The 24,285-nt window shown below is 55.3% G+C and carries 22 protein-coding genes; 15 read left to right on the top strand and 7 right to left on the bottom strand.

Annotated elements, in window-relative coordinates; all coding sequences use genetic code 11:
* Positions 1-230: 230 nt before the first annotated feature.
* From dcuC to uspG, 4 genes are all read left to right on the top strand, one after another.
* Complete coding sequence (gene dcuC, locus GJ746_RS07570) at positions 231-1,604, top strand: anaerobic C4-dicarboxylate transporter DcuC (protein ID WP_154679646.1); 1,374 nt, start codon at positions 231-233, stop codon at positions 1,602-1,604.
* Between the two features lie 92 nt (positions 1,605-1,696).
* Positions 1,697-2,491, top strand: a complete 795-nt coding sequence (gene rna / locus GJ746_RS07565) for a ribonuclease I (protein ID WP_154679645.1) — start codon at positions 1,697-1,699, stop codon at positions 2,489-2,491.
* A 155-nt stretch (positions 2,492-2,646) separates the two neighbouring features.
* Positions 2,647-3,057: a nucleoside diphosphate kinase regulator gene (gene rnk / locus GJ746_RS07560; protein ID WP_154679644.1), complete on the top strand. Its 411-nt coding sequence runs from the start codon at positions 2,647-2,649 to the stop codon at positions 3,055-3,057.
* 199 nt (positions 3,058-3,256) lie between these two features.
* Positions 3,257-3,685, top strand: a complete 429-nt coding sequence (gene uspG / locus GJ746_RS07555; protein WP_154679643.1) for a universal stress protein UspG — start codon at positions 3,257-3,259, stop codon at positions 3,683-3,685.
* Between the two features lie 76 nt (positions 3,686-3,761).
* Here uspG and ahpF read toward each other — a convergent pair whose 3' ends face one another.
* Together ahpF and ahpC are read right to left on the bottom strand one after the other, a co-directional pair.
* Positions 3,762-5,327: an alkyl hydroperoxide reductase subunit F gene (ahpF, locus tag GJ746_RS07550; protein ID WP_154679642.1), complete on the bottom strand. Its 1,566-nt coding sequence runs from the start codon at positions 5,325-5,327 to the stop codon at positions 3,762-3,764.
* A 243-nt stretch (positions 5,328-5,570) separates the two neighbouring features.
* Positions 5,571-6,134 (bottom strand): alkyl hydroperoxide reductase subunit C, encoded by a 564-nt coding sequence (gene ahpC, locus GJ746_RS07545; protein ID WP_002894394.1) that lies wholly within the window; start codon positions 6,132-6,134, stop codon positions 5,571-5,573.
* Positions 6,135-6,639: 505 nt separating this feature from the next.
* On the opposite strand from ahpC, the gene GJ746_RS07540 reads away from it, so the two are divergent.
* The 4 genes from GJ746_RS07540 to GJ746_RS07525 all read left to right on the top strand — a co-directional run bounded on the left by GJ746_RS07540 (position 6,640) and on the right by GJ746_RS07525 (position 9,979).
* On the top strand, positions 6,640-6,936 hold the full coding sequence (locus GJ746_RS07540; RefSeq protein ID WP_154679641.1) for a hypothetical protein: 297 nt from the start codon (positions 6,640-6,642) through the stop codon (positions 6,934-6,936).
* 190 nt (positions 6,937-7,126) lie between these two features.
* A complete protein-coding gene (citR, locus tag GJ746_RS07535; RefSeq protein WP_154679640.1) occupies positions 7,127-8,038 on the top strand; it encodes a DNA-binding transcriptional repressor CitR in 912 nt (303 codons plus the stop codon).
* A gap of 103 nt (positions 8,039-8,141) precedes the next feature.
* Positions 8,142-9,365, top strand: a complete 1,224-nt coding sequence (locus GJ746_RS07530; protein WP_154679639.1) for a phosphoadenosine phosphosulfate reductase — start codon at positions 8,142-8,144, stop codon at positions 9,363-9,365.
* Positions 9,350-9,979 carry an IbrB-like domain-containing protein gene (locus GJ746_RS07525; protein ID WP_154679638.1) on the top strand — a complete coding sequence of 210 codons (630 nt, stop codon included), beginning with the start codon at positions 9,350-9,352 and terminating at the stop codon, positions 9,977-9,979. Before GJ746_RS07530 ends, GJ746_RS07525 begins: the two co-directional genes overlap by 16 nt.
* Here GJ746_RS07525 and GJ746_RS07520 read toward each other — a convergent pair whose 3' ends face one another.
* The gene (locus GJ746_RS07520; protein WP_195908847.1) at positions 9,980-11,125 is read right to left on the bottom strand and encodes a pyridoxal phosphate-dependent aminotransferase; all 1,146 of its coding nucleotides are present in this window, start codon (positions 11,123-11,125) and stop codon (positions 9,980-9,982) included.
* A gap of 189 nt (positions 11,126-11,314) precedes the next feature.
* Here GJ746_RS07520 and mtnC point away from each other — a divergent pair, with 189 nt between their 5' ends.
* Together mtnC and GJ746_RS07510 are read left to right on the top strand one after the other, a co-directional pair.
* Entirely contained in the window at positions 11,315-12,004 is a 690-nt protein-coding gene (mtnC, locus tag GJ746_RS07515; RefSeq protein WP_154679636.1) for an acireductone synthase, read from the top strand.
* The gene (locus GJ746_RS07510) at positions 12,001-12,543 is read left to right on the top strand and encodes a 1,2-dihydroxy-3-keto-5-methylthiopentene dioxygenase (protein WP_154679635.1); all 543 of its coding nucleotides are present in this window, start codon (positions 12,001-12,003) and stop codon (positions 12,541-12,543) included. Before mtnC ends, GJ746_RS07510 begins: the two co-directional genes overlap by 4 nt.
* A 183-nt stretch (positions 12,544-12,726) precedes the next feature.
* On the opposite strand, the gene GJ746_RS07505 is transcribed toward GJ746_RS07510, so the two are convergent.
* Positions 12,727-15,036, bottom strand: a complete 2,310-nt coding sequence (locus GJ746_RS07505; RefSeq protein WP_154679634.1) for a molybdopterin-dependent oxidoreductase — start codon at positions 15,034-15,036, stop codon at positions 12,727-12,729.
* 411 nt (positions 15,037-15,447) lie between these two features.
* On the opposite strand from GJ746_RS07505, the gene GJ746_RS07500 reads away from it, so the two are divergent.
* Genes GJ746_RS07500 through GJ746_RS07480 form a run of 5 tightly spaced genes read left to right on the top strand, consistent with a single transcriptional unit; the run spans position 15,448 to position 20,915 of the window.
* On the top strand, positions 15,448-16,428 hold the full coding sequence (locus tag GJ746_RS07500; RefSeq protein WP_154679633.1) for a sugar ABC transporter substrate-binding protein: 981 nt from the start codon (positions 15,448-15,450) through the stop codon (positions 16,426-16,428).
* A 44-nt stretch (positions 16,429-16,472) separates the two neighbouring features.
* Positions 16,473-17,978 carry a sugar ABC transporter ATP-binding protein gene (locus tag GJ746_RS07495; protein ID WP_195908846.1) on the top strand — a complete coding sequence of 502 codons (1,506 nt, stop codon included), beginning with the start codon at positions 16,473-16,475 and terminating at the stop codon, positions 17,976-17,978.
* Positions 17,975-18,961, top strand: coding sequence for an ABC transporter permease (locus GJ746_RS07490; RefSeq protein ID WP_154679631.1), 987 nt, complete (start codon positions 17,975-17,977; stop codon positions 18,959-18,961). Before GJ746_RS07495 ends, GJ746_RS07490 begins: the two co-directional genes overlap by 4 nt.
* A complete protein-coding gene (locus GJ746_RS07485) occupies positions 18,961-19,962 on the top strand; it encodes an ABC transporter permease (RefSeq protein ID WP_154679630.1) in 1,002 nt (333 codons plus the stop codon). The genes GJ746_RS07490 and GJ746_RS07485 overlap by 1 nt, the downstream gene beginning before the upstream one ends.
* A gap of 11 nt (positions 19,963-19,973) precedes the next feature.
* The gene (locus GJ746_RS07480; protein ID WP_154679629.1) at positions 19,974-20,915 is read left to right on the top strand and encodes a carbohydrate kinase family protein; all 942 of its coding nucleotides are present in this window, start codon (positions 19,974-19,976) and stop codon (positions 20,913-20,915) included.
* A gap of 41 nt (positions 20,916-20,956) precedes the next feature.
* On the opposite strand, the gene GJ746_RS07475 is transcribed toward GJ746_RS07480, so the two are convergent.
* Genes GJ746_RS07475 through GJ746_RS07465 form a run of 3 tightly spaced genes read right to left on the bottom strand, consistent with a single transcriptional unit; the run spans position 20,957 to position 24,115 of the window.
* The gene (locus GJ746_RS07475) at positions 20,957-21,985 is read right to left on the bottom strand and encodes a 2-hydroxyacid dehydrogenase (protein ID WP_154679628.1); all 1,029 of its coding nucleotides are present in this window, start codon (positions 21,983-21,985) and stop codon (positions 20,957-20,959) included.
* Positions 21,982-23,478 (bottom strand): FGGY-family carbohydrate kinase, encoded by a 1,497-nt coding sequence (locus GJ746_RS07470; protein ID WP_154682666.1) that lies wholly within the window; start codon positions 23,476-23,478, stop codon positions 21,982-21,984. The genes GJ746_RS07475 and GJ746_RS07470 overlap by 4 nt, the downstream gene beginning before the upstream one ends.
* A gap of 25 nt (positions 23,479-23,503) precedes the next feature.
* Positions 23,504-24,115: a methylthioribulose 1-phosphate dehydratase gene (locus GJ746_RS07465; RefSeq protein ID WP_154679627.1), complete on the bottom strand. Its 612-nt coding sequence runs from the start codon at positions 24,113-24,115 to the stop codon at positions 23,504-23,506.
* Positions 24,116-24,285 lie beyond the last annotated feature (170 nt).

Below are 24,285 nucleotides of genomic sequence, written 5' to 3'. Positions count from 1 at the left end.
TACCTTAACAAAATTAGGCAAACTCTTGATTTGCGCGCTACAAAAATCCGAAACCCCTCTCCCCTTACCTTTCACTACCCAAAGCTTTTAGCGCCGCGCAGGGATTCTCATCGATTTATTGATTTGCATCAGCGAGTTTTGCCCGTTTTTTAGGCACATTCGCTCACTTAATTTTATCTTCGCTTTATTTATCAGCAGATTCTTTGGATTTATGGTCTGGGAGTTAGAGAATGCTTACGCTAGTAGAGATCCTTATTGGGATTGTAGTCATTGTGGGCGTCGCCCGCTACATCATTAAAGGCTATTCCGCCACCGGCGTTCTGTTCGTCGGTGGCTTAGTATTACTTATCGCCAGTGCGCTAATGGGACATAAGATTTTACCTGGCGACGCGAAGAGCACCGGTTATTCCGCTACCGATATTGTTGAATATATTAAAATACTGCTCATGAGCCGCGGCGGCGACCTCGGCATGATGATTATGATGCTCTGCGGCTTCGCGACCTATATGACGCATATCGGCGCCAATGATATGGTGGTGAAGCTGGCCTCAAAACCGCTGCGCTATATTAACTCCCCCTATCTACTGATGATCGCCGCTTATTTTGTGGCCTGCCTGATGTCGCTGGCGGTCTCCTCGGCCACCGGTCTGGGCGTACTGCTGATGGCAACGCTATTCCCGGTCATGGTCAACGTAGGCATCAGCCGCGGTGCCGCCGCGGCTATTTGCGCCTCTCCCGCGGCGATAATTCTCTCTCCAACTTCCGGAGATGTGGTCCTCGCCGCCAAAGCGGCCGAAATGCCGTTGATTGATTTTGCCTTTAAAACCACTCTGCCCATCTCAATTGTGGCCATTGTCAGCATGGCGATTGCTCACTTTTTCTGGCAGCGTTACCTGGATAAAAAAGAAAATGTCGCCCATGAAATGCTCGATGTGAACGAGATAACCACCACCGCCCCCGCTTTTTACGCCATTCTGCCTTTTACACCGATCATCGGGGTACTGATTTTCGACGGCAAATGGGGTCCGGAGCTGCACATTATCACCATTCTCGTTCTCTGCATGCTGCTGGCGGCGGTCCTGGAATTCTGCCGCGGCTTTAACACCAAAAATGTATTTAATGGGCTGGAAGCGGCGTATCGCGGCATGGCTGACGCTTTTGCAGGCGTGGTAATGCTGCTGGTGGCCGCCGGCGTCTTTGCTCAGGGTCTGAGCACCATAGGCTTTATCAACGGCCTGATTTCCATCGCGACTTCATTCGGTTCCGCCAGTATTATCCTGATGCTGGTGCTGGTGATCCTGACCATGCTGGCGGCAATGACTACCGGCTCCGGTAACGCCCCATTCTATGCCTTCGTTGAGATGATCCCTAAACTGGCGCACTCTTCCGGCATCAATCCGGCTTATCTGTCTATTCCGATGCTGCAGGCCTCCAACCTTGGTCGAACCATTTCCCCGGTATCCGGCGTTGTTGTCGCCGTGGCCGGGATGGCAAAAATTTCACCGTTCGAAGTAGTAAAACGCACTTCTGTTCCGGTTCTGGTCGGTTTATTAGTTGTTATTATCGCCACCGAAGTTCTGGTACCCGGCAGCGCAATCCGCTAGCGGAGAAACCTGGTGAAAAGGCGCCTGCTGGCGCCTTTTTTGTGCTTTAATAACCTAATGTTATTAATGACCAGTTGTCATCAGGAATAAAAATGTTCAGGAAGGATTACGTCGCCATTGTTCTTTTGCTGGGCGCCACCCAGGCCAGCGCAGATCCGCTGATCGCAACGCAATACGGCGATTTTGACCGCTACGTACTCGCCCTCTCCTGGCAAACCGGGTTCTGCCAAAGCATGCAAGAGCGAAACCGCAGCGAGCCGGAAGAGTGCCGCCTGCAGCAAGAACGCAGCAATAAAGCCGATTTTCTGACCGTTCATGGCCTGTGGCCGAGCTTACCCCGGTCTATCGCCGCACGCGGCGTAGATGAACGCCGCTGGATGCGTTTTGGCTGCGCAACCCGCCCCATCCCCAATATGCCTGAGGCGAAAGCCGGGCAAAAATGTCGGGCGGCTGAAACCGGCCTATCGCTGGAAATGGCAAACAAACTCAATGGGGTCATGCCTGGCTCCGGCGGCAATTCATGTCTTGAGCGTTATGAATACGCCAAGCATGGCGTTTGCTTTGGTTTCGATCCTGATAACTATTTCGGTACCATGGTGCGCCTGAACAGCGAGATTAAACAAAGCACGACTGGCGCTTTTCTGGCGAAACACTATGGGCAAACCGTTAGTCGGGATGAGTTCAACGCCGCGGTCGCTCAGTCCTATGGAAAACAGAGCGTTAAAGCGTTCAAGTTAACCTGTAACGGTAATCCCGCCTATCTGACTGAGATACAAATCTCCATTAAATCCGCGGCGATCAATGAGCCTTTATCGGCTAATTCATTCTTACCGCAGCCCCATCCGGGAAACTGTGGTAAACAGTTTCTGCTGGATAAGGTCGATTAGATTTCATACGATTTAGCTATCGATCATTGATGAATGTGCGTTTAATCACTTCAAACCACCATCAAGTCTCAGTATGATGAGAGGACATTAACCCTTGCCATTTTCGGTGAGGGTTTTCTTTTACGGACAGGTTCCTGGATAACATGGAGTATGAGATGACCAGACCCGCAATCATTATTAATGAACTCGATGCTGAGCGCATCGACAGGCTGCTGGAACAACCAGCATTCGCCAACTCCCCGGTAGCGGACGCATTAAACGACGAACTTGACCGCGCGCAGATGCTGGCTCCGGAAGATATGCCGCATGATGTTGTTAGCATGAACAGCCAGGTCAGATTTCGCGATTTAACCACCGGAGAAGAGCGCACCCGTACGCTGGTTTTCCCGGCACAGGTCACGGATAGCACCACGCAATTATCGGTTATGGCTCCGGTGGGCGCAGCCCTGCTGGGTCTTAAAGTTGGTAGCGCCATTCACTGGGAATTACCGGGCGGCACCTCTACGCATCTTGAAGTACTGGAGCTGCTATACCAGCCGGAAGCCGCTGGCGATTTCCACCGTTAATTTCCCCACTGCCTGAGGCGTTTCACGCTTTATCCAGAGGATGTAACCACATCCTCTTTCTGCATTTTTCACTTCCCCTCGCTCTTTTGACAAACTTTTACCCCGCACTCCTGCCGTTCTGACAATTTTGCGACCTGAATGGCACAAAACTTTCCTATAATGTGTTGATATAAAAGCAGACACACATGGAGGAATGCATATGTATAAAACAATCATTATGCCCGTTGATGTCTTTGAAATGGAGTTAAGCGATAAAGCCGTTCGCCATGCGGAATTTTTAGCCCAGCAGGACGGGGTTATCCATCTTCTCCACGTATTACCCGGATCATCGAGCTTCAGCATGAGCCGTTTTACCGCCGATCTGCGTCGCTTTGAAGAGCATTTGCAGCATGAAGCGGAAACGCGACTAAAAACGATGGCCGGACATTTCAGCATTGATCCGTCGCGTATTAAAATGCACGTCCGCTTTGGTAACGTACGCGATATGGTCAATGAACTGGCGAATGAAATTAAAGCCGATGTGGTAGTTATTGGCTCACGTAATCCTTCTATCAGTACGCACCTGCTGGGCTCCAATGCCTCAAGCGTGATTCGCCACGCGCATATTCCGGTAATGGTCGTCAGGTAACTCCATACAGGTAAAAAAAAGAGGCTACCCTTGGGTAGCCTCTTTGTTGTGCAGGTCTGTCTTACTTTATTATGAATTATGCGGTCCTGGTGCGAATCAGGTAATCGAACGAGCTCAGAGAAGCTTTCGCACCCTCGCCTGTGGCGATAATAATCTGTTTGTACGGTACGGTCGTGCAGTCACCAGCGGCGAAAACGCCCTTCACGTTGGTTTCACATTTCGCATCAATGATGATTTCACCCATGCGGTTGCGTTCAATCGTGCCTTCCAGCCAGTTGGTATTCGGCAGCAGACCAATCTGCACGAAGATCCCCGCCAGCGCTACGTGGTGTTCATCTCCACTCACGCGGTCACGATACTGCAGACCGGTTACCTTACTACCGTCACCCACCACTTCCGTGGTCTGCGCATTAAGGATGATATCGACGTTTTTCAGGCTGCGAACTTTATCCTGCAGAACCTGGTCGGCCTTCATCTCCGGAGCAAACTCCAGCAGAGTGACATGCTCAACGACGCCAGCCAGATCGATAGCCGCTTCGACACCAGAGTTACCGCCGCCGATAACCGCCACGCGCTTGCCTTTAAACAGCGGGCCATCGCAGTGCGGGCAATAGGTCACGCCCTTGGTGCGATATTGATCTTCACCGGGGACGTTCATGTTACGCCACTTAGCGCCGGTGGCAATGATAACGCTACGCGCTTTCAGCACCGCGCCGGAGGCCGTTTCAATCTGGTGCAGGCCGCCTTCAACTGCCGCAGGGATCAGTTTTGCCGCGCTCTGGGAATCAATCACATCAACATCATATTCGCTAACGTGCGCTTTTAATGCGCCAGCCAGCTTCTGGCCTTCAGTTTTTGGAACTGAGATATAGTTTTCAATATCAACAGTATCCAGCACCTGGCCGCCAAAGCGTTCACCCATCAGGCCGGTACGAATGCCTTTACGCGCGGAGTAAACGGCTGCAGCTGCGCCGGACGGGCCGGAGCCAACAATTAACACCTCATAGGCTTCACGTTTATTCAGCTCTTCCGCCGCGCGTTTTTCCGCGCCGGTATCCACTTTAGCAACGATTTCAGTCAGCGTCATACGACCCTGGCCAAACTCCTTACCGTTCATAAATACCGCCGGAACGCCCATCACGTTGCGTTCGGTGATTTCATTTTGATAAGTGCCGCCGTCAATTGCCGTATGCTTGATGCGCGGGTTCAGTACTGCCATCAGGTTCAGCGCCTGAACAACGTCCGGGCAGTTATGGCATGAAAGTGAATAATAGGTTTCAAATTCAAAATCACCGTCAATGTTGCGGATCTGCTCCAGCAGGGTCTGCGCTTCTTTTGACGGATGACCGCCGGTCCACAGCAGCGCCAGCACTAAAGAGGTGAATTCATGCCCCAGCGGAGAACCTGCAAAACGCGGTCCCTGACTGGAGCCTGGGTTGGTAATCAGGAATGACGGCTTACGTACCGCCAGACTGTTATCTTCTTTAAAGGTGACTTTATCTGACAGTTCAGCAATTTCAGCCAGCAGTTCCCTGATTTCTGCCGATTTAGCGCCGTCATCCAGCGTGGCAATCAGCTCAACAGGTTTGGTCAGCTTCTCAAGATAGGCCTTGAGCTGGGTTTTCATGTTGGTGTCGAGCATTTTTATCTCCTGGGCTTAAAACATCATCATGCAAGCGGCCTCGTTCAGGCTGCCTGAATGCGCTTGCATCATGGTGTTGGAATAAAACGGGCGCAGATGCGCCCAGATATAACTACGCAATTTCCTAAGCCTTTCGCGCAAGAGCAAGGCGGCTAGCCTGGGAATCCCCGGAAGCTTACATCAGTAAGTGACCGGGGTGAGCAGGCGACGCCAACGCAGCAATTGCGTAAAGGAGACGGAAATTTAGATTTTGCCGACCAGGTCCAGAGACGGAGCCAGAGTCGCTTCGCCTTCTTTCCATTTAGCCGGGCAAACTTCGCCTGGGTGAGAAGCTACGTATTGAGCTGCTTTGATTTTACGCAGCAGGTCAGACGCGTCGCGGCCGATACCTTCAGCGGTAACTTCGATCGCCTGGATAATACCCTGCGGGTCAACAACGAAGGTTGCACGATCTGCCAGACCTTCATCTTCACGCATGTTGTCGAAGTTACGGGTCAGGGCGCCAGTCGGGTCGCCGATCATCGCGTATTTGATTTTTGCGATGGTTTCAGAGCTGCTGTGCCATGCTTTATGAGTGAAATGAGTATCGGTAGATACGGAGTAAACGTCTACACCCAGCTTCTGCAGTTCTTCGTAGTGGTCAGCCACGTCACCCAGTTCAGTCGGGCAAACGAAGGTGAAATCAGCCGGGTAGAAGAAGAAGACGCTCCAGCGGCCTTCAGTATCTTTCTCGGTTACTTCGATGAATTCACCGTTTTTGAACGCCTGGTTTTTAAAAGGTTTGATTTTGGTATTAATTAAGGACATCTATACTTCCTCCGTGTTTTCGTTGAGGTCTAAGTTAACGAACTTTTCCTGACTCGACCAATGCGTTTGCATTATCGAATCAATAAGCGTTATCTAACAACCGGAACAAGACAACTTTGTGAACCTGTCTACGCGATAGCGAACTTCCGCCACTTTTCGCATTAAATGCGCTGAAAAGTAAAAAGGCCGCCCTCTCAGGCGGCCCCGTTACCTGAAACACCCGCAGGTAGGTTCAGCGCCAGTAGCTGGCAATGTGTTGCGCTCTACACCTTAATGTAACAGCTTGGGGATTACATCACCCACTGAACCAAAGGGCAATCCGCTCGGCTACAGGTCTTACCTATGGCTGTAATAGGTTTTACCGCTCCTTCCGCTTGTTCATTGATTTTGAAGAGCATAATCATGTTGAAGCCGCTTTTCTTCCGGGTTTATTACCTTTTACAGCCATGAAGAAGTCGCTTACTTCCCCCCTCAGCATCTGCAGGCCTGAATCAGGGCAAGTCGTATGCCTTCTGGCGTAATCAACTCTAAAAGTCAGGCCGCCATTCTTGCCCGCAACGCTCAGACTAAAATGGGGCAGCCGTTGGTGATTTGCTGGAAAAATAAGCATCGATATTCCCGCAACTATTCAGCCAGAGTAAATACGAGACTAAATTTTAACCCGCAGTTGATGGAAGCTCCCGGCGCCAACATCGCACCCGCCATTTACTACATGAATAAAGAAAATACGCTTCAACAAGCAATTGTGATCTCAGATATAGAAAAACTCCTGTTCACAATGGAGCAAGATAACCGTTCATAAACAGTCTCCTCCGTCAGATTTAATAGTACACAAAAGGATCTGGCGGAATGCGGTACTGTGGTATATATTTAGATAAACTTAATGTACTCCTCAGCATTAAATAATTTAAAATGAATAATCACGCGATGAATATAATGCAAGCATTCAATAATCTTTTTATTCTTCTTGCCAGCTTAACAGGACGTTGATAATGGCTAATCTTTACGATCTTAAAAAATTTGACCTTAACCTGCTCGTTATTTTCGAATGCATATATCAGCATTTAAGCATTAGTAAAGCCGCAGAAACGCTATTTATTACGCCTTCCGCCGTCAGTCAATCACTCCAGCGATTACGCAATCAGCTCAACGATCCGCTATTTGTGCGCTCGGGAAAAGGGATCACTCCTACCACGGCAGGCGTTAATTTACATCTTCATCTGGAAAAAAATCTCAATCAGCTTGAGCAAACTATCAATATCACCAGTCGGTCTGAGTTGAGAAAACGTCTTGTTGTTTATGCGCCACAGCTTTTTATGACCCTAAAAACCACACGCTTAATTCACATGTTATTAGACACTCCAAACCTTCACGTGGAACATCACGATCTGCTGGCATCCGGGGAGTCCGTCGAAAACCTGTTGTCCTATCGCAAAGCAGATCTGGTTTTCAGCACTACGCCATTATCCTCTCGGACAACGGTCTGTAAGCCCGTTCAGGAGCTGGATATCTCACTCGTTTGCAGTGAAAACCACCCAAGACTGGCGTCATTAAACACCACAAAAAACATACTCGAGGAAGGATTTACTTATTATCTTTCAAACGATCATGGGACTAAATCTTTTCAAGGTGAGACAGCCAGCATTCTTTCTGACAAAAAAGTCTCTTTTAGTAGCGATTCATACATCGCTATCCTTAACGTAATTCAACAAACTGATTTACTTGGCTTTGTGCCGACATGCATTCTGGATCAGATAAGTTTCAAAAATAAATTCACAATTCTTGAGACTTCGTTCAATGTCCCGAGCATGACTATCTACATGATTTATAATCAGGTCAATCTTGATGACCCCAACTTTGCCCAATTCATCAGGACTTGTGAAGAAAATAATATTTTTGAATAGTTAGAATAATTCCATTGATTATATGAATACTAACTAATCTCTTGATTAAGAAATTAATATGATATAACTACACAGTCTCTTTGGCTTTAAAGGAATAATGGCTGTGTCTTTTATTAAACTTCCATTACCAGAATCCGTTCTGCAGGCCAGTCAGCAGAGAATAGAATGGGTGATGGAAAACTTCTCCCGCGTTTGCGTCTCTTTTTCTGGCGGTAAAGATTCAACGACGATGCTGCATCTCACGGCGCAGCATGCCCGCCTGACAGGTAAAAAGATCTGTGTCCTGTTTATTGACTGGGAGGCGCAGTTCTCCTGTACCATTACCCATTGCGAAAAAATGCGCGATGCGTATCGCGACGTTATTGAGCAATTTTTCTGGGTCGCGTTACCTCTCACCACCCAGAACTCGCTAACCCAGTTCACGCCGGAATGGCAGTGCTGGGAACCCGGTGCACCCTGGGTACGCCAGCCGCCGGAGGATGCGATAACCGATCCGAACTATTTCCCCTTCTATCAGCCGGGAATGAGTTTTGAAACCTTCGTTCGCGAATTCGCCGACTGGTTTTCACAAAACCGTCCGGCGGCGGTGATGATTGGCATCCGGGCGGATGAATCGCTTAATCGGTTTATCACCATCTCCTCGCAGCGAAAGCTGCGTTTTGCCGACGACAAACCCTGGACCACCTCAGCGCCAGGCGGGCACGCGTGGTATATCTACCCAATCTACGACTGGAAAACCGCCGATATCTGGACCTGGTTTGGCAAAAGCGGCCTTTCCTACAACCCGCTCTATAACCTGATGTACCAGGCCGGCGTTCCGCTGCGCTATATGCGTATCTGTGAGCCCTTTGGCCCTGAACAGCGCCAGGGGCTGTGGCTCTATCATGTGCTGGAGCCTGAACGCTGGGCCGCGATGTGCCAGCGCGTCAGCGGCGTTCACTGCGGCGGAGTTTATGCCGGTCACGATAATCAGTTCTACGGTCATCGCAAGCTGGATAAACCCGAGCACCATACCTGGAAAAGCTATGCTCTGTTCTTACTCGACAGCATGCCGGAAAAAACGGCGGAACATTATCGTAATAAAATCGCCGTTTATCTCCACTGGTATCAAAAAAAGGGAATGACGGATATTCCGGATACCCAACCGGCGGATATTGGTTCCAGGGATATCCCTTCATGGCGCCGCATCTGCAAGGTCCTTTTAAACAACGATTACTGGTGTCGACAGCTCTCTTTTAGCCCGACTAAAGCCAAACAATATAAACGCTATCGCGAGCGTATGAATAAAAAGCGCCAGCAATGGGGAATACTATGCAACGACAATTAATCAAGGATTTAGAACGCTATCTGCAATCGCTGGAAAATGAAGAAGAAAAAATTAATGCTCTCAATGCCTTTCGCCAGATTCTGCATGAATATAGTCCGTTCAAATCACAACCTGTTGATTGCGTACTGTGGGTAAAACAGGAAGCCGTTTCGCCTAATGATTACAACCCAAATAACCTTGCGCCACCGGAAAAACGCCTGTTGTTTACCTCACTGAATACGGATGGCTTCACGCAGCCAATCGTAGTGCTTAAGGAGGGGCAGGAACGCTATGCAATTGTCGATGGTTTTCATCGCCACGAGCTCGCCAAAGATAAATCCGCGCTGAAAAAAAAGCTAAAAGGCTACCTCCCCGTCACCTGCCTGGAAAACAGCAGCGCCAGACGCGATTCTCTGATGGCCGCGACCATTCGCCACAACCGGGCGCGCGGACGTCATCAGATTCATGCGATGTCGGAAATCGTTCAGGAACTGGCGCACCTTGGCTGGTCGGACGAGAAAATCGGCAAGGAGTTAGGCATGGACTCAGACGAAGTATTACGCCTGAAGCAAATCAACGGTCTGGTAGAGATGTTCAGCGACCGTCAGTTTTCTCAGGCGTGGACCGTTAAATAGCTACAGACGGCACAAACGTTCCGCGGCAGCCAGCAGCGTGGCTGGCTGTTTGGCGAAGCACAGGCGTATCAGCTTATGCGGGAACGGATCGGCACAGAACACCGACAGCGGGATCGCCGCGACGCCGATCTCGGTGGTTAACCAGCGACAGAAGTTGACATCATCCAGATCTGAGACTGCGCTGTAGTCCGCCAGCAGGAAGTAGGTTCCTTCACAGGGCAAAATTTCCAGACGGCTGGAACGCAGCGCATCAATAAACAGGTCCCGACGCTCGCGGTAGAACGACGGCAGCTGGCGATAGTGCTCCGGCTCGCTGCGCAGCATATCGGCAATCGCCAGTTGAGCAGGCGTATTAACGGCAAAAGTCAGATACTGATGCACTTTACGCAGCTCAGCGCTAATGGCTGCGGGCGCTACGCAATAGCCTACCTTCCAGCCGGTCATATGGAAGGTTTTACCAAATGAAGAGACCGCCACCGCCCGCTCGCGCAGCTGCGGATGCGCCAGCACGCTGGCATGCCCCTGTGCGGCAAAGCAGATGTGTTCATAAACTTCATCGCTAATCACATAAATTTCACGCTCGGCAATCGCCTGCCATAGCGCGGCAAAATCCTCTCTCTGCCACACCGTCGCGGAAGGGTTGTGCGGAGTATTCAGAATAACCAGCCGGGTTTTATCGCTGAGGGTAGCGGCAAACTGCTGCCAGTCAACGCGAAAATGCGGCGGCTGGAGAGCAATACGCCTGAGCACGCCGCCCGACAGTTCAATCGCCGGGGCGTAGCTATCGTAGCTCGGATCAAAGCAGATAACTTCATCGCCGGTACGCACCAGCGCGGTAATGGCCGCGTAAAGCGCTTCCGTCGCTCCGGCGGTGACGGTCACGTCGCTATTGGCATCAGGTCGATAGCCATACAGCTCTTCGGTTTTATCAACAATCGCTTCACGTAACGCGGCCACGCCGGTCATCGGAGCATACTGATTAGCCCCCTGCGCCACGTGATACGCCAGACGCTCCTGTAAATAGCGCGGTCCGTCAAAATCGGGAAATCCCTGCGACAGGTTAATCGCCTGGTGCTGCTGGGCTAACGCGCTCATTTGGGTAAAGATTGTGGTGCCCAGCGAAGGAAGTTTACTCTCAGGAATCAGTGGCTTATTGCTCATTCTTTTTGTACCGTTTGTAATGCTGTTGTTGAAGCCACTATAACACGATGTTAATATTTGGCAATCAAGACGCTTAGACGTCTAAACGATAATGTTATTTCAATTTTGATTGAAAACACAGCTATCAGCACAACGCCACCGTCAGCACGACCCACCGCTCACACTGGAGAACTCATGATCCGCGCTATCGTGACCGATATAGAAGGCACCACCAGCGACATTCGCTTCGTCCACAACGTTCTGTTTCCGTATGCCCGCGACCGTCTGGCCGCTTTCGTTACCGCTCAGCAGTTTGTCGAGCCGGTGAAGTCCATTCTCGATAACCTGCGCGCAGAGATAGCCCAGCCGGCAGCCAACGCCGAGCAGCTTATAGCCACCCTGTTTACCTTTATGGATGAGGATCGCAAATCGACTGCCCTCAAGGCGCTGCAGGGCATTATCTGGCGCGAGGGCTATGTAAACGGTGACTTCACCGGCCACCTCTATCCGGACGTTCTCCCGTCACTGGAAAAATGGAAGTCACAGAGCATTGATTTATATGTATATTCCTCAGGCTCCGTCGCTGCGCAGAAATTGTTATTTGGCTACAGCGATGAAGGTGATATTACTCATTTATTCAACGGCTATTTCGATACCCTGGTGGGCGCCAAGCGTGAAGTGCAGTCCTACCGCAATATTGCTGAGCAACTGGGACATCCTCCTGCCGCGATTCTGTTCCTGTCCGATATCCATCAGGAGCTGGATGCCGCAGAAGCGGCGGGGTTCCGTACCCTACAACTGGTGCGCGGCGACCGTGACCCGGCCAGCCACCATCCGCAGGTTCAGCGTTTTGATGATATTCACCCGGAGCAAATCCCAGCATGAGCGCACTAACTATTTTTTCCGTGAAAGATCCGCAAAACTCTCTCTGGCACAGCACCAACGCCGATGAGATCCAGCAGCAGCTCAACGCTAAAGGCGTACGTTTTGAGCGCTGGCAGGCTGACCGTGATTTAGGCGCGGCGCCAACCCCAGAAACGGTCATTGCCGCTTATCAGCACGCGATTGATAAGCTGGTTGCTGAGAAAGGCTACCAGAGTTGGGACGTTATCAGCCTGCGCGCCGATAATCCGCAGAAGGACGCGATGCGTGAAAAATTCCTTAACGAGCATACTCACGGGGAAGACGAAGTGCGCTTCTTCGTTGAAGGAGCGGGCCTGTTTTGCCTGCATATTGGCGATGAAGTGTTCCAGGTTCTGTGCGAAAAGAACGACCTGATTTCCGTCCCTGCGCTCACGCCGCACTGGTTTGATATGGGCTCGGAGCCAAATTTCACCGCTATTCGCATTTTCGACAACCCGGAAGGCTGGATTGCCCGCTTTACCGGCGACGATATTGCCAGCGCCTATCCGCGGCTGGCGTAACGCGCCTTGTCCGGGCTACCGATCTGCAGACAACTGTGAACATGTAACCCGGGCAGGCGCCCTGCGCCGCCCCCGGGAGCAGAACGCAGCGTGGCTGAATTTCCCGGAGGCGATGCTGCGCATCTGTCCGGGCTACCCGCTCGCGGAGGGCCTTGATTCCGCAAGCCGGGAATTACCGGGCACCTAACCCTCAATAAACCTCGGCGGGTCGAAAGCGGTCACCGGCGGCAGCGCATCCCGCCACGGTTCGATCTCCACCCAGCAGCTCTGAGCGCTGCATCCCTGCCCCAGGCGAGAACTACCGCGATCTTCGGTTAACACGTTGGGATTGCCATGCTTATCCAGCGACCCCTTTTCATTCGGGTCCAGCGGATCGTACCAGGCGCCGGTCGACATCTGCACGACCCCTGGCAAAATCTGCTCGCTGAGATGCACGCCGGCGAGAATCGCTCCGCGGGCGTTAAAGACCCTGACCACGCTGCCTTCGCTGATATCCCGCGCCTGTGCATCCTGCGGATGCATCCACAGCGGCTCGCGCCCCTGAATTTTCGTCGCCCGACTGACGCTACCGTGATCGTACTGGCTATGCAGGCGGGTGCGCGGTTGACTTGAGAGCAGATGCAGCGGCCAGTGCGCCGCCTCCTGCCGCTGCCAGGCCGCTTCCTGCGCATCCCACCACGGGTGGCCTGGGCACTCGCGATAGCCAAATCCGGCAACGGTTTGTGAAAAGAGCTCAATCTTGCCGGACGGCGTGGAGAGCGGATAGCGCTGCGGGTCGGCGCGAAAATCCGCCAGAAACACCTGCGGTTGCTCCGGCGCGCTGTACTCCAGCACTCCCTGCTGCCAGAACGCCTCAAAGGACGGCAGCGCTATCCCTTCTTCCCGCGCACGCGGCCGCGACGCTTCGTAAATATGCCGCAGCCACTGCCCGGCATCGCACCCCTCGCTGAATTGTTCGGCAAAACCCAGTCGTTCTGCGAGGTCGCAAAAGATGGCGTAATCATCGCGCGCGTCGCCCACCGGTGGGATCTGCGCGCTCATCGCGATCATAAAACCATCGTGGCCGCCGCTGCCGATGTCCTCCCGCTCCAGCGAAGTCGTGGCCGGTAGAACGATATCGGAAAATTTGGCCTGCGCGGTCCAGTACTGCTCGTGCACCACGACCGTTTCCGGCCGCCGCCAGGCTTCGCACAGGCGGTTAATATCCTGATGATGATGGAACGCGTTGCCGCCCGCCCAGTAAACGAGGCGAATATCGGGATAGCGCAGATGCTGGCCGTCAAACTCATACGCTTCACCCGGATGCAGCAGCATATCGGAGAGACGCGCCACCGGGATCACGCTGCTTACGGCGTTATCCCCGGCAGGAAGACGCGGCCCGGAAAAGGCCTTACGCGCTGCCCCCGCCAGATTAGTACAGGCGTAGCCGAATCCCAGCCCGCCGCCGGGCGTACCGATTTGCCCCAGCAGCGCGGTGAGCGCCACCATCGCCCAGTAGGCCTGTTCACCCTGACGCGCTCGCTGAATCGACCAGGAAATATTGACCATCGTGCGCTGGCTGGCCATTTCGCGGGCAAGCGAAGCTATCCGCTGCGCGTCGATACCGGTTATCGCCGCCGCCCATTCCGGCTTTTTTGCCACGCCATCGCTCTCCCCCATCAGATAGGCGCGATAAGGTGCAAAACCCACCGTGTGGCTGGCGATAAAAGCGCTGTCGTACAGGGATTCATGAATCAGCACGTAGCACAGCGCCAGCAGCAGCGCAGTATCGGTCCCCGGGCGGACGGCGAGCCACTCGGCGCTCTCCACGGCGCTCAGGTCATTGCGCACCGGGCTGATATTGATAAAACGCGTCCCCTGCGCCTGCATTTTTTCCAGCCAGTATTTCAGCATATGGTCGTTGGCGCCGCCGCCGTTGACCTGTGCATTACGCAGCGGCAGGCCGCCGAAGGCGACGAACAGCTGACACTCGCGCGCCAGTTCGGAAAAGTGGGTGTGCTGACGGTGCAGCGGACTTAGCGGCCCGAGAATATGCGGTAGAATACGCTCACCCGCCGCGCTGCTGTAGGTATTGGTACTGGCGGTATAGCCGCCGAAGCACTTGAGAAAACGGTGCAGCTGGCTTTGCGCATGATGGAAGCGTCCGGCGCTGGCCCAGCCGTAGGAACCACCGAAAATCGCTTCATTGCCGCAGCGCGTTTTCACTGAATTCAGCTCGCGGGCCAGCAGATCGAGCGCCACTTCCCAGCTGACCTCCACAAACGGCTCTTTGCCGCGTCCCTCACGGGATGCCGGGCCATGTTGTAAGTAGCCGACGCGTACCGCCGGACGGCGAATGCGCGTCTTGCCGGTAACCGCATCGGGGAGCGATTGACCAATAGCTGAGGGATTTTTATCCCACGGTACCGGCGTGACGGCATCAATATTGCCGTCACGGGCCTGGACTTGCCAGGTCCCCCAGTGCATCACGGTCAGATTATGCTGTTTTCTCATCTTGTCTTTTTTCTCACCCGCTAACGGCCGGTATAATAAATCGCAGGAACCATAAATATAAAACCCTTATTGCCATACATTCTTCTGCATTAAAATCATTTGCCACTCAAAACAACTTAAGATTATTGCATAATGCGATATATTAAAGACGTTCAGTAATAATGATTAATGCTGCCATACTGTTTTGAATAAATAAGAGTTGCAAGTAAATTAAACCCACAAAATAAAAAGGGATTAACCTGCATCATGAAATATTTTCAGGTTGCAGGTGATAAATTTCCGTTTTTCTCAGGCAAATCTGCGATATAACATTGTTGATATAACTTAGACATATTTCGTATTTGAGGTTGCGTGGCTGTTATTGTCATGCTACTGCTTCGCAGCTACCTCCATCACAGGACTATAATAACAATGTCGCAGAAAATGAAATTATTGCCCATCGCGCTGGGTCTGCTCTCGCTTGCCTCCGTTAACGCTCTGGCGGCAGATACCTTATCGCTTCAGGGAAAAACCATCGGCATCGCCGTTGTCGGCACCCAGCACTTCTGGGATCGTGAAGCCTATAAAGGCGCCACTGAGGAAGTAGAGAAGCTGGGTGGTAAAGTAATCGGCGTCGACGGCGGCCGCGATAACCAGGTTCATGCTAATAATCACGATATTTTACTGTCACGTAAAGTCGATGCGGTAATTAGTATTCTGGGCGACAGCTCGGTTGAACCTAAATTTAAAGCCCTGCGCGATGCCGGCATTCCGGTATTTACCGTAGACCACGTTTCAAAATATTCTGTGAATAATACCACCTCCGATAACTACACTCTTGGGTCAACCATTGGTCGTTATATGGCCGATGAGCTAGGAGGCAAGGGTAATGTCGCGGTATTTAACGCGTTCTCCAGCTCCCTGCGTATTTGCGGCATTCGCTATGATCAGTGGAAATATGTCCTCAAGGATTACCCGGATATTCATATTATTCAACCAGAGCTGGCGGAACAGTTTGCCAACTCGCCGGAAGATGCGCGTAAGAAAACCCTTGAGCTGCTGAGCCAGTACCCGAAAGGCAAACTCGATGCGATTCACGTTGCCTGCTGGGATCAGCCGGCTATCGGTATTGTCCAGGCGCTGGAAGAGAGCGGCCGCGATAAAGACGTCAAGGTTACCGCCATCGATGCAGGCCCGGAAACGCTGGAGATCATGGCCGAGCCCGATAGCCCGTTCGTCGCTAACGTCGCCCAGCAGCCGCACCTGATCGGCCAGACCTCCGCCGATAACGTCGCTCGCTACTTCGACAAACAGAATCTGCCGGTACAAACCTTTATCCCGGTGGTCCCGGTGAAAGGCCCTCAGGAAGCGAAAGCGGTCTATAAACAGCTGGGATATGGCGAACTGCAGTGATCACTCAATCCTCCGGCGGGGCAAATCCCGCCGCTGGTCTGGCGATGAACCAGATCGGCAAAAGCTTTGCCAACGTGACAGCATTAAATGCGGTCACGCTGCTTCTGAATCCCGGTGAAATTCACGGTCTGATCGGCGAGAACGGCGCGGGAAAATCGACGCTAATCAAAATCCTCGCCGGCGCCTATCAGGCCGATAGCGGCAACGCCACTCTGGACGGCGCGCCGCTGCCGCTCGGCAACCCGGCAGCGATCGAAGCGCTCGGCATCCGCGTTATTCACCAGGAACTCAATCTGATCCCGCACTTTACGGTTGCCGAATCGGTGTTTCTGGGCCAGGAGTATCGTACCCGCTGGGGCGCGCTGGACCGGCGGCGAATGAATACCGTCACCGAGGCGTTTTTCCGCGACAGCTGGCAGCTGGAAATCAATCCCCGCCGTCTGATCCGCGACCTCAGCCTCGCCGAACGCAAGCTGGTACAAATCGCCAGGGCGCTGATCGACGGCGCGGCAAAGCTGGTGGTATTCGACGAACCCACTGCGCCGCTGGAAGCGCAGGAGGCCAGCCTGGTCTCCTCGGCGATTCTGCGCCTGCGCGAGCAGGGGATCGCCATTCTCTATATTTCCCACTATCTCAACGAAATCGCCACCCTTTGCGATCGCGGAACGGTACTGCGTAACGGCGAGGTCGTCGGCTACCCCGATCGTGAACTCCTGCAGGATACCGACGCGCTGATTAAAATGATGGTCGGGCGCGATATCGAACAGCTCTATACCCCGCGGCAGAGCAGCGCCCATCAAGTCGATGCCGCCGCGCCGGTACTTTCGGTTCGTCACCTTAGCGACGGTCAGCAATTAAACGATATTACTTTTGATATCCAGCCGGGCGAAATCGTCGGCGTTGCCGGGCTGCTTGGCGCCGGGCGCGACGTGCTGGTCGATCTGCTTTACGGGCTGCGCCGCGCCCGCAGCGGTACGATTAGCATCGACGGCCAGCCAAAGCGGCTGCGCACGCCGTATCAGGCTACCCGCGACGGACTGGCGCTGGTGCCGCGCGACCGCCGCCACCAGGGGCTAATCCTCCCCTTCTCCACTGCCGACAATATTAATCTCGCCTCGCTCCCTGAGACCGCCACCCTCGGCTGGGAACATCGCGGCAAAGCGCTGCAAAAAGCGCTCAGCTGGATTGAAAAGCTGTCTATCCGTCCCGGCCGCCCGGAGCTGCCGGTGCGCTTTATGAGCGGCGGCAATCAGCAAAAGGCGATTCTCGCCCGCTGGCTGGGCACCGATGCGCGGCTTTTCATTCTCGATGAACCCACCCTCGGCGTTGATATCGGCGCGCGCAGCGATATTTATCAGCGTACCCGCGAGCTAGCGGATCGGGGTCGCGGCGTGCTGGTCTCCTCCAGCGACGCGCCGGAGCTGCTGGGCCTTTGCGACCGCATCCTGGTGATGTGGCGCGGCGAGCTGGTTGCCAATCTCCCGACCCGGGGACTGACGCTGGACGCGCTGCTGGTGACGATTAACGGTGGACAGGAACAACAGATATGAGTGCTGATATCCAGCGTCGCCCCCTTCCTGGCATCGCGACGCTTATCGAAAAATTTCCCCTGATTCTCTTTTTCGCGCTGCTGGTCTGGCTCAGCCTGCAGTCGCCTTTCTTTTTAAGCTGGCAAAATATCAGCATGATGCTGGTGCAAAGCGTGCCGCTGGCGATCCTCTGCTTCGGACTGGTCTGCGTGATTGCCGTCGGCGGCGACGATGTGGTTACCGGCGGTATCGATCTGTCGCTACCCGCCATTGCGGTGCTCGGCGTGGCGCTGCTCAGTCTCGGTATGGCGGAGTGGAATACCCCTTACCTGGTGCTGGTTTTACTGCTGATCGCCGTCAGCCTGGCCTGCGGCGCGGTCAACGCCGCGCTGGTGCTGGCAGCAGGCCTGCCGCCGCTGCTGGCGACCCTGTCGACTTCGGTGGCTTTCACCGGCCTGACCGACCTGCTGACCGGCCAGCGGCGCATCGCGGTCAACGATCCGCTAATGGTGGCCTTTCGCGATGACGGCCTGTTCGGCATTCCGTGGCCGCTTATTTATCTGCTGGCGGTTTTTGCGCTGTTTCAGTTTCTGCTCCATCACTCCCGCTTCGGCCAGCATTTACAGGCGGTAGGCGGCAACCGCGACATGGCGCAGATGAGCGGGCTCAACGTACGTCGTTTGACCATTATCGTCTGGCTACTGGCAGGGTTCGCCGCCGGACTGGCGATTTTGCCGCTGCTCAGCCAGGGCTCCGGCAGCTCCAGCGGTACCGCGACGCCGCTGCTGCTGGAAACCGTCCTCGCCACCTTTATCGGCGCGGCCTTCTCAAGGCGTCGCGTGGTCACCATCTGGGGGGCGCTGCTCGGCGCGGTGCTGGTCAACGCGCTCTCTAACGGACTCGGACTGCTGGGGGTGAATATTTTCTGGATGGGCGCGATCAAAGGCGGCCTGATCCTCGTGGTGCTGGCAGCTTCTGCGGTCAGACATAAAGGAGGCAACTGATGAGCCAGATGACGCTCAAGACCCCTACGGCTGGACAACCCGGCAGCGGCCCGCTGGCGTGGCTATCGCGGGCTGGATTCGGCGTGATTACCCTGCTGGCAATTGCCCTGTTCGGCTGGGCGAACCCGGTATTTTTGACCGTCGATAACTGGGCGAATTTGCTGCAGGGCAGCGCGATTCTGCTGATCGTGGCGATGGCGATGACCCTTATTGTCAGCGCCGGAGCGATTGATCTCTCCGTCGGCGTGGCGCTGGATTTCGGCGCCGCCTTTGCGCTGGTGGCGCTCAAGACCTGGCATCTGCCGTGGCAGGCGGCGGTGGGCTGCGCGCTGCTCGGCGGCGTAATTATCGGTCTGCTGAACGCCTTCCTGATCCTTATCTGCCAGATCCGCCCCTTTCTCGCCACCCTCGGCACCTGGTTTATCGCCAGCAGCGCCGAGCGCATCTATACCGACGGCGGCGGCTCTATCTCCTACCGCCGGATGGCGCCGGAGTATCACGATCTGGCGGTCGGCAATATCGGCGGTATCCCCACGCCGGTGGTGATTGTTCTGACGCTGTGGCTGGCGGCCTGGCTGATCACCGAACGTACGCTGTTCGGCAAATACGTGCGCGCTATCGGTCAGAACGGTGAAGCGGCGCGAATCGCCGGAATTCGCGACCGCCGCACCATGCTGTGGGTGCTGGTGGCGGCCTCCGCGCTGTGCGCCGTCGGCGGCGTTATCCTTTCCGCCAACCTGCGCCAGTTTACGCCGCTGGCCGGTCAGGCCTACCTGATGGACGCTATCGCCGCGGTATTTATCGGCACCGCCTTTAACCGGCTGGGCCGGGTCAGCATCGCCGGAACCCTCGGCGGCGTGCTGTTCCTTGCGATTATTGATAACGGCCTGAACCTGATGGGGCTTAACTACCTGGTGAAAGATGCGCTGGTGGGCGTGATTCTGGTGGTGGCGCTGGCTCTCTCCTTCTGGCAGGCGCGTCTGCGCCAGACCCATCGTTAAGCGGAGCACCTATGGCAGCTTTTGACGCCGTCTTTGTCGGCCTGACTATTCTTGATATCGCCGGACGTCCGGTTATCGACATCCCGCCGCGCGGTGGGGTGGCCTTTATTGAACAGATCCGCCTTAACCCCGCCGGAACCGCCGCCGGGGCCAATATAAACGCCGCAAAGCTGGGCATTCGCACCGCTGCGGTCGCCTGTCTTGGCGAAGACGAAAAAGCCGATTTTATCCTTGCCAGCTATGCGCGGCTGGGGATCGACTGCTCGCTGATCCAGCGTACGGCGCAGCAGGAGACGTCGGCGACAATCCTGCCCATCCGTCCCAACGGCGAGCGCCCGGCGCTGCACTGCCGCGGCGCTTCCGATGCCCTTTTCGTCATCGAGGAACAATTTGACGCTGCTCTTGACTGCCGTTTCCTGCACCACGGCGGCAGCGGCCTGCTGGCGGCGATGGACAGTGGGCAAAGCGCGCTTCTGCTGCAGGCGGCGAAGGCTCGCGGCGTCACCACCAGCTTTGATTTAATTGCGCCCGACGAGCGCACCCTGGGGCTGCTACGCCCGCTGCTGCCGTCGGTGGACTACTTTATGCCTTCCCTTGAAGAAGCGGCATATCTCTCCGGGGAGACCCAGCCAGAAGCAATCGCCCGCTTCTTCTTCGAGGCTGGCGTCGGGACCTGCATTCTGAAGGATGGCGAAAACGGCTCCTGGCTGCTGACCCGCGACGGTACCGTCGAGCATATCGCGCCCTTCCGGGTAGATGCCGTTGATACTACCGGCTGCGGCGACAGCTACTGCGGCGGTTTTATAGCCGCGCTGGCCCGCGGGCTAAGCGTTAAAGAGGCGTGTGAGGTGGCTTCCGCGGTCGCCGCGCTGGTGGCGACCGGGATGGGTTCGGACGCGGGCGTGGTCGACTGGCAGCATACTCAAGCGTTTATGGCAGCCAACCGCAGCTAACAAATAGCTTCGCCACCGCGTTATGCGGCGGCGAGAGCGGGTTAACGCCACTGATAGAGCAACGGCTCTCCGGCAACGTAGCGCTGCAGGTCGGCAGCAATCATGGCCGTATGTTTAGCGATGCTCTCTCTTGTCGCTCCGGCAATATGCGGGGTAATAATCACGTTATCAAACTCGGTGACAAACGGATGGTCGCGCCATAGCGGCTCGCGATGGTAGACATCCAGCGCCGCGCCGCCCAGCGGTCCGTGGCGCAGCGCGTTAATCAACGCTTCTTCATCAACTACCGCAGCGCGCGAGGTATTAATTAGCAGCGCGCCCGGCTTCATACTATTCAACAGCTGCGCGTTGACCAGACCATCGCTGTGCGGACCGCTGCTCAGATGCAAACTTACAATATCCGCCTCGCGGAACAGCGCCTCAAGCGTCGTTTTCTGCAGCCCCGGCTCGTTGATATCTTCGGCGGCGACAAACGGATCCACCACCAGCACCGCCATACCAAAGGCGCGGGCAATACGCGCTACCCGGCGGCCAATATTACCGTAGCCAATCAGCCCGAGAGTTTTGTTACGCAGCTCGCTGCCTTTAAACACTTCATAAGGACTTTCCGGGCTGACGTCCCATACCACATCGCGGCGCAGCCCGCTCTGGGTAGACTGAGCTGCATTCTCCGCGTTGGTGAATTCACCGCGTTTTAGCGCCGCGTGCGACTGCGGAATATGCCGCGCCAGGCTCAGCATCAGTCCCAGCGTCAGCTCAGCGGCGGCGTCCGCATTGCGACCCGGCGTATAGAGCACGCGGATCCCGCGCGCCTGGGCAGCTTTGGTATCAATGTTCACCGGATTGGCGCGCGTGCAGGCGATCACCTGCAGACGCGGGCAGGCGGCGATCACCGCTTCCGTTACCTCATCGTAGCTGGTCACCAGCACCTCGGCGTCGTGGGCCAGTTCGATCAGCTGGCCTGCGCTCAGCTTCGGTTTGCCGAGCGCCCAGCCTTCAACCCGCAGTTCACCCAGCTGCTGAAAGGCGCTAAGGTCGCCGGCGTGTTCGGCGGTAAAAACAATTTTCATATGCGTTGTTCCTGAGAAATACGTTGCAGCGCCTCCTGGCGGGCCTGCCAGACCGGGAGCATCTGCTCGCGCAGCAGACGATAAACCGGATAGAGTGCGGTATAGCGGCTATGCGCCTGTGAATTGGGCCGGTAGCGGGTCTGCTCCAGCGCCGGATAGCGGCTCAGCGCATCAACGCTGCGCGCCGCCAGAATCGCCGCGCCGCGCGCGCTAAGTTCATTGAAAGTACTGGAAACCACCGTTCTGCCGGTGCAGTCGGCAATAATTTGCAGCCAGGTCGCCGACGCCGCGCCGCCGCCGGTCAGGTACAGCTCACCGTCTTGCGGATAGCCCTGGAGCGAGTCGACGATAGCGTAGGCCAGCCCTTCAAACACCGCCCGCTGCAGCTCCGCGCGGCTGGTGTGCTGGCTAATACCGAAATAACCGGCCCGCGCTTCGGGGCTAAAGAACGGCGCGCGTTCGCCGTTGAGATAGGGCTGCCAGAAAACGCCGCCGCTGCCCGGCTCGACGCTGGCGATGCTCTGCTCCAGCTGCTGTAAATCCGGGTTCAGCGAAATCTGCTGCTGCAGCCAGTCAATATTCGGCGTACCGGCCTGCATCGGAAAAAGATTGATAAAGCTACCCGCTTCGGTATGGGTGACGTAGCGCGCCCCCTCATTGACCGTCTGGCGACCGTGGCAGACGATGCCGGTGCAGCAGGTTGTGCCAAGAATAGTATAAATGTCGCCGTCGTTGACCGCCCCGCAGCCGAGCGCCGCGCTGCACACATCCAGCGCGCCGGCCGCTACCGGCGTAGCAACGGGAAGCCCGGTCAGCGTTGCGATCTCCTGCCGCAGCCTACCCGCCTGCGCGTCCGGGGCTAACAGAGGCGGAAACAGGTGCGCCAACTCCGCCAGCCCCATCTCATTGAGTACGACCGTGGATAGCTGCCCGCTCTGCTGATTCAGCAAAGAGGTACTGGCGTCGGTAAGATCCAACGCCGCCACGCCGGTAAGGCGAAAGCGGATCCAGTCCTTGGCGAAAAACAGATAGCGGGCCGCCGCCAGCCGTTCCGGCTGATGACGCTTGAGCCAGCACAGCTGCATGCTGGTGTTGCAGGGCTGCAGATGGGTGCCGGTATCGTCAAAAAAACGGCGGTCAAAGCCGGGGCGGCTGAGGAGTTCGCTCATCAGCTCGCGGCTGCGGGTATCGCTCCACAGGATCCCTGACCCGACCGGTTCACCCTCGGCATCGCTAAGCCAGACCCCTTCGCCCTGCCCGGCGAGGCCGATAGCGCGCAAACGCCCGCCTTGCAGCGTCGGATGCTGAGCAATTTCACGCAATATCGCCACTACCGACTGCCACAGCTGGGCCATATCCTGCTCGGCATGACCGTTGGCAGACAGCCGCGGGCCAGTATTCTGCGCCGCGCTGGCGCACGCCTGAAAGCGTTCATCAAACAGCACCGCCTTAACGCGGGAAGTGCCGATATCGATTCCGAGATAAAAATCCATGCCTGATCCGTTGGTGGAGAGAAATTTAGTCGCGCTCATAGCGGCGACGCATCAGCTCGCACTCGAACAGAAACTCCAGTCCTTCCAGCTGGCGACGGGCTTCGTTTATATCTTTACCCCAGCAGGTCAGGCCGTGGCCGCGCAGCAGGAAGCCGTAGCGCAGCGGATTGGTCTGCGCATAATCTTCAATGCGCGCGGCCAGAGCGTCGATATCCTGGTCGTTATCGAAAATCGCTACCGGGACGGTATCGAGATGACTATGCTGCCCGGTCAGGGTTTTCTGCATTTCATAGCCCTGCAGCGCCAGAGTGCCGCTTTTTTCAATGCGCGACAGGACGGTGGCGTTGACGGTATGCACGTGCAGGACAAAATTGGCTTCCGGGAAAAGGCGATACACCAGCGTATGCAGGCCGGTTTCAGCAGAAGGCTTACGCCCGGAAGGCGCTTTATTACTGGCGATCTCCACCTGCAGGAAATCCTCCGTCGTCAGGCTGCCTTTATCGCGCCCCGATTCGCTTAGCCAGCACCAGGTTTCATCCTGCCGCGCCGACATATTCCCGCCGGTAGCCGGAGCCCAGCCTTTCGCGCCGATCCAATGACAGGTGGTGACCAGTTGCGCGAGTCTTTCTTGCCACATAGCAGTTCCTTAATTTAGCGATGTTAATTTGCGAACCTTTACGGGCGGGCGTTATTGTTGCAGGCCGTTTGGTCACGGACAGCGCGGAACACCCGGAACGGACATGTAGTACGTGAGGAGGATGAGCGCTGCCCTGATCCAAAATGGCCAATAAAATAGCCTGGCGCCAG

Origin of the sequence: Klebsiella oxytoca (assembly GCF_009707385.1) — a bacterium.
GTDB classification, from domain to species: Bacteria; Pseudomonadota; Gammaproteobacteria; order Enterobacterales; family Enterobacteriaceae; genus Klebsiella; species Klebsiella oxytoca_C.
This window is presented reverse-complemented; position numbering and strand designations above follow the sequence as displayed.

What these genes read in the sequence shown, in the direction of transcription:
- citR (WP_154679640.1), top strand. Translation starts at nt 7,127, where the DNA reads ATGGCTAATCTTTACGATCTTAAAAAATTTGACCTTAACCTGCTCGTT.
- GJ746_RS07500 (WP_154679633.1), top strand. Translation starts at nt 15,448, where the DNA reads ATGTCGCAGAAAATGAAATTATTGCCCATCGCGCTGGGTCTGCTCTCG.
- GJ746_RS07495 (WP_195908846.1), top strand. Translation starts at nt 16,473, where the DNA reads ATGAACCAGATCGGCAAAAGCTTTGCCAACGTGACAGCATTAAATGCG.
- GJ746_RS07510 (WP_154679635.1), top strand. Translation starts at nt 12,001, where the DNA reads ATGAGCGCACTAACTATTTTTTCCGTGAAAGATCCGCAAAACTCTCTC.
- GJ746_RS07480 (WP_154679629.1), top strand. Translation starts at nt 19,974, where the DNA reads ATGGCAGCTTTTGACGCCGTCTTTGTCGGCCTGACTATTCTTGATATC.
- GJ746_RS07525 (WP_154679638.1), top strand. Translation starts at nt 9,350, where the DNA reads ATGCAACGACAATTAATCAAGGATTTAGAACGCTATCTGCAATCGCTG.
- uspG (WP_154679643.1), top strand. Translation starts at nt 3,257, where the DNA reads ATGTATAAAACAATCATTATGCCCGTTGATGTCTTTGAAATGGAGTTA.
- GJ746_RS07465 (WP_154679627.1), bottom strand. Translation starts at nt 24,115, where the DNA reads ATGTGGCAAGAAAGACTCGCGCAACTGGTCACCACCTGTCATTGGATC.
- rna (WP_154679645.1), top strand. Translation starts at nt 1,697, where the DNA reads ATGTTCAGGAAGGATTACGTCGCCATTGTTCTTTTGCTGGGCGCCACC.
- ahpC (WP_002894394.1), bottom strand. Translation starts at nt 6,134, where the DNA reads ATGTCCTTAATTAATACCAAAATCAAACCTTTTAAAAACCAGGCGTTC.
- mtnC (WP_154679636.1), top strand. Translation starts at nt 11,315, where the DNA reads ATGATCCGCGCTATCGTGACCGATATAGAAGGCACCACCAGCGACATT.
- rnk (WP_154679644.1), top strand. Translation starts at nt 2,647, where the DNA reads ATGACCAGACCCGCAATCATTATTAATGAACTCGATGCTGAGCGCATC.
- GJ746_RS07490 (WP_154679631.1), top strand. Translation starts at nt 17,975, where the DNA reads ATGAGTGCTGATATCCAGCGTCGCCCCCTTCCTGGCATCGCGACGCTT.
- GJ746_RS07540 (WP_154679641.1), top strand. Translation starts at nt 6,640, where the DNA reads ATGCCTTCTGGCGTAATCAACTCTAAAAGTCAGGCCGCCATTCTTGCC.
- GJ746_RS07505 (WP_154679634.1), bottom strand. Translation starts at nt 15,036, where the DNA reads ATGAGAAAACAGCATAATCTGACCGTGATGCACTGGGGGACCTGGCAA.
- GJ746_RS07485 (WP_154679630.1), top strand. Translation starts at nt 18,961, where the DNA reads ATGAGCCAGATGACGCTCAAGACCCCTACGGCTGGACAACCCGGCAGC.
- GJ746_RS07470 (WP_154682666.1), bottom strand. Translation starts at nt 23,478, where the DNA reads ATGGATTTTTATCTCGGAATCGATATCGGCACTTCCCGCGTTAAGGCG.
- dcuC (WP_154679646.1), top strand. Translation starts at nt 231, where the DNA reads ATGCTTACGCTAGTAGAGATCCTTATTGGGATTGTAGTCATTGTGGGC.
- ahpF (WP_154679642.1), bottom strand. Translation starts at nt 5,327, where the DNA reads ATGCTCGACACCAACATGAAAACCCAGCTCAAGGCCTATCTTGAGAAG.
- GJ746_RS07475 (WP_154679628.1), bottom strand. Translation starts at nt 21,985, where the DNA reads ATGAAAATTGTTTTTACCGCCGAACACGCCGGCGACCTTAGCGCCTTT.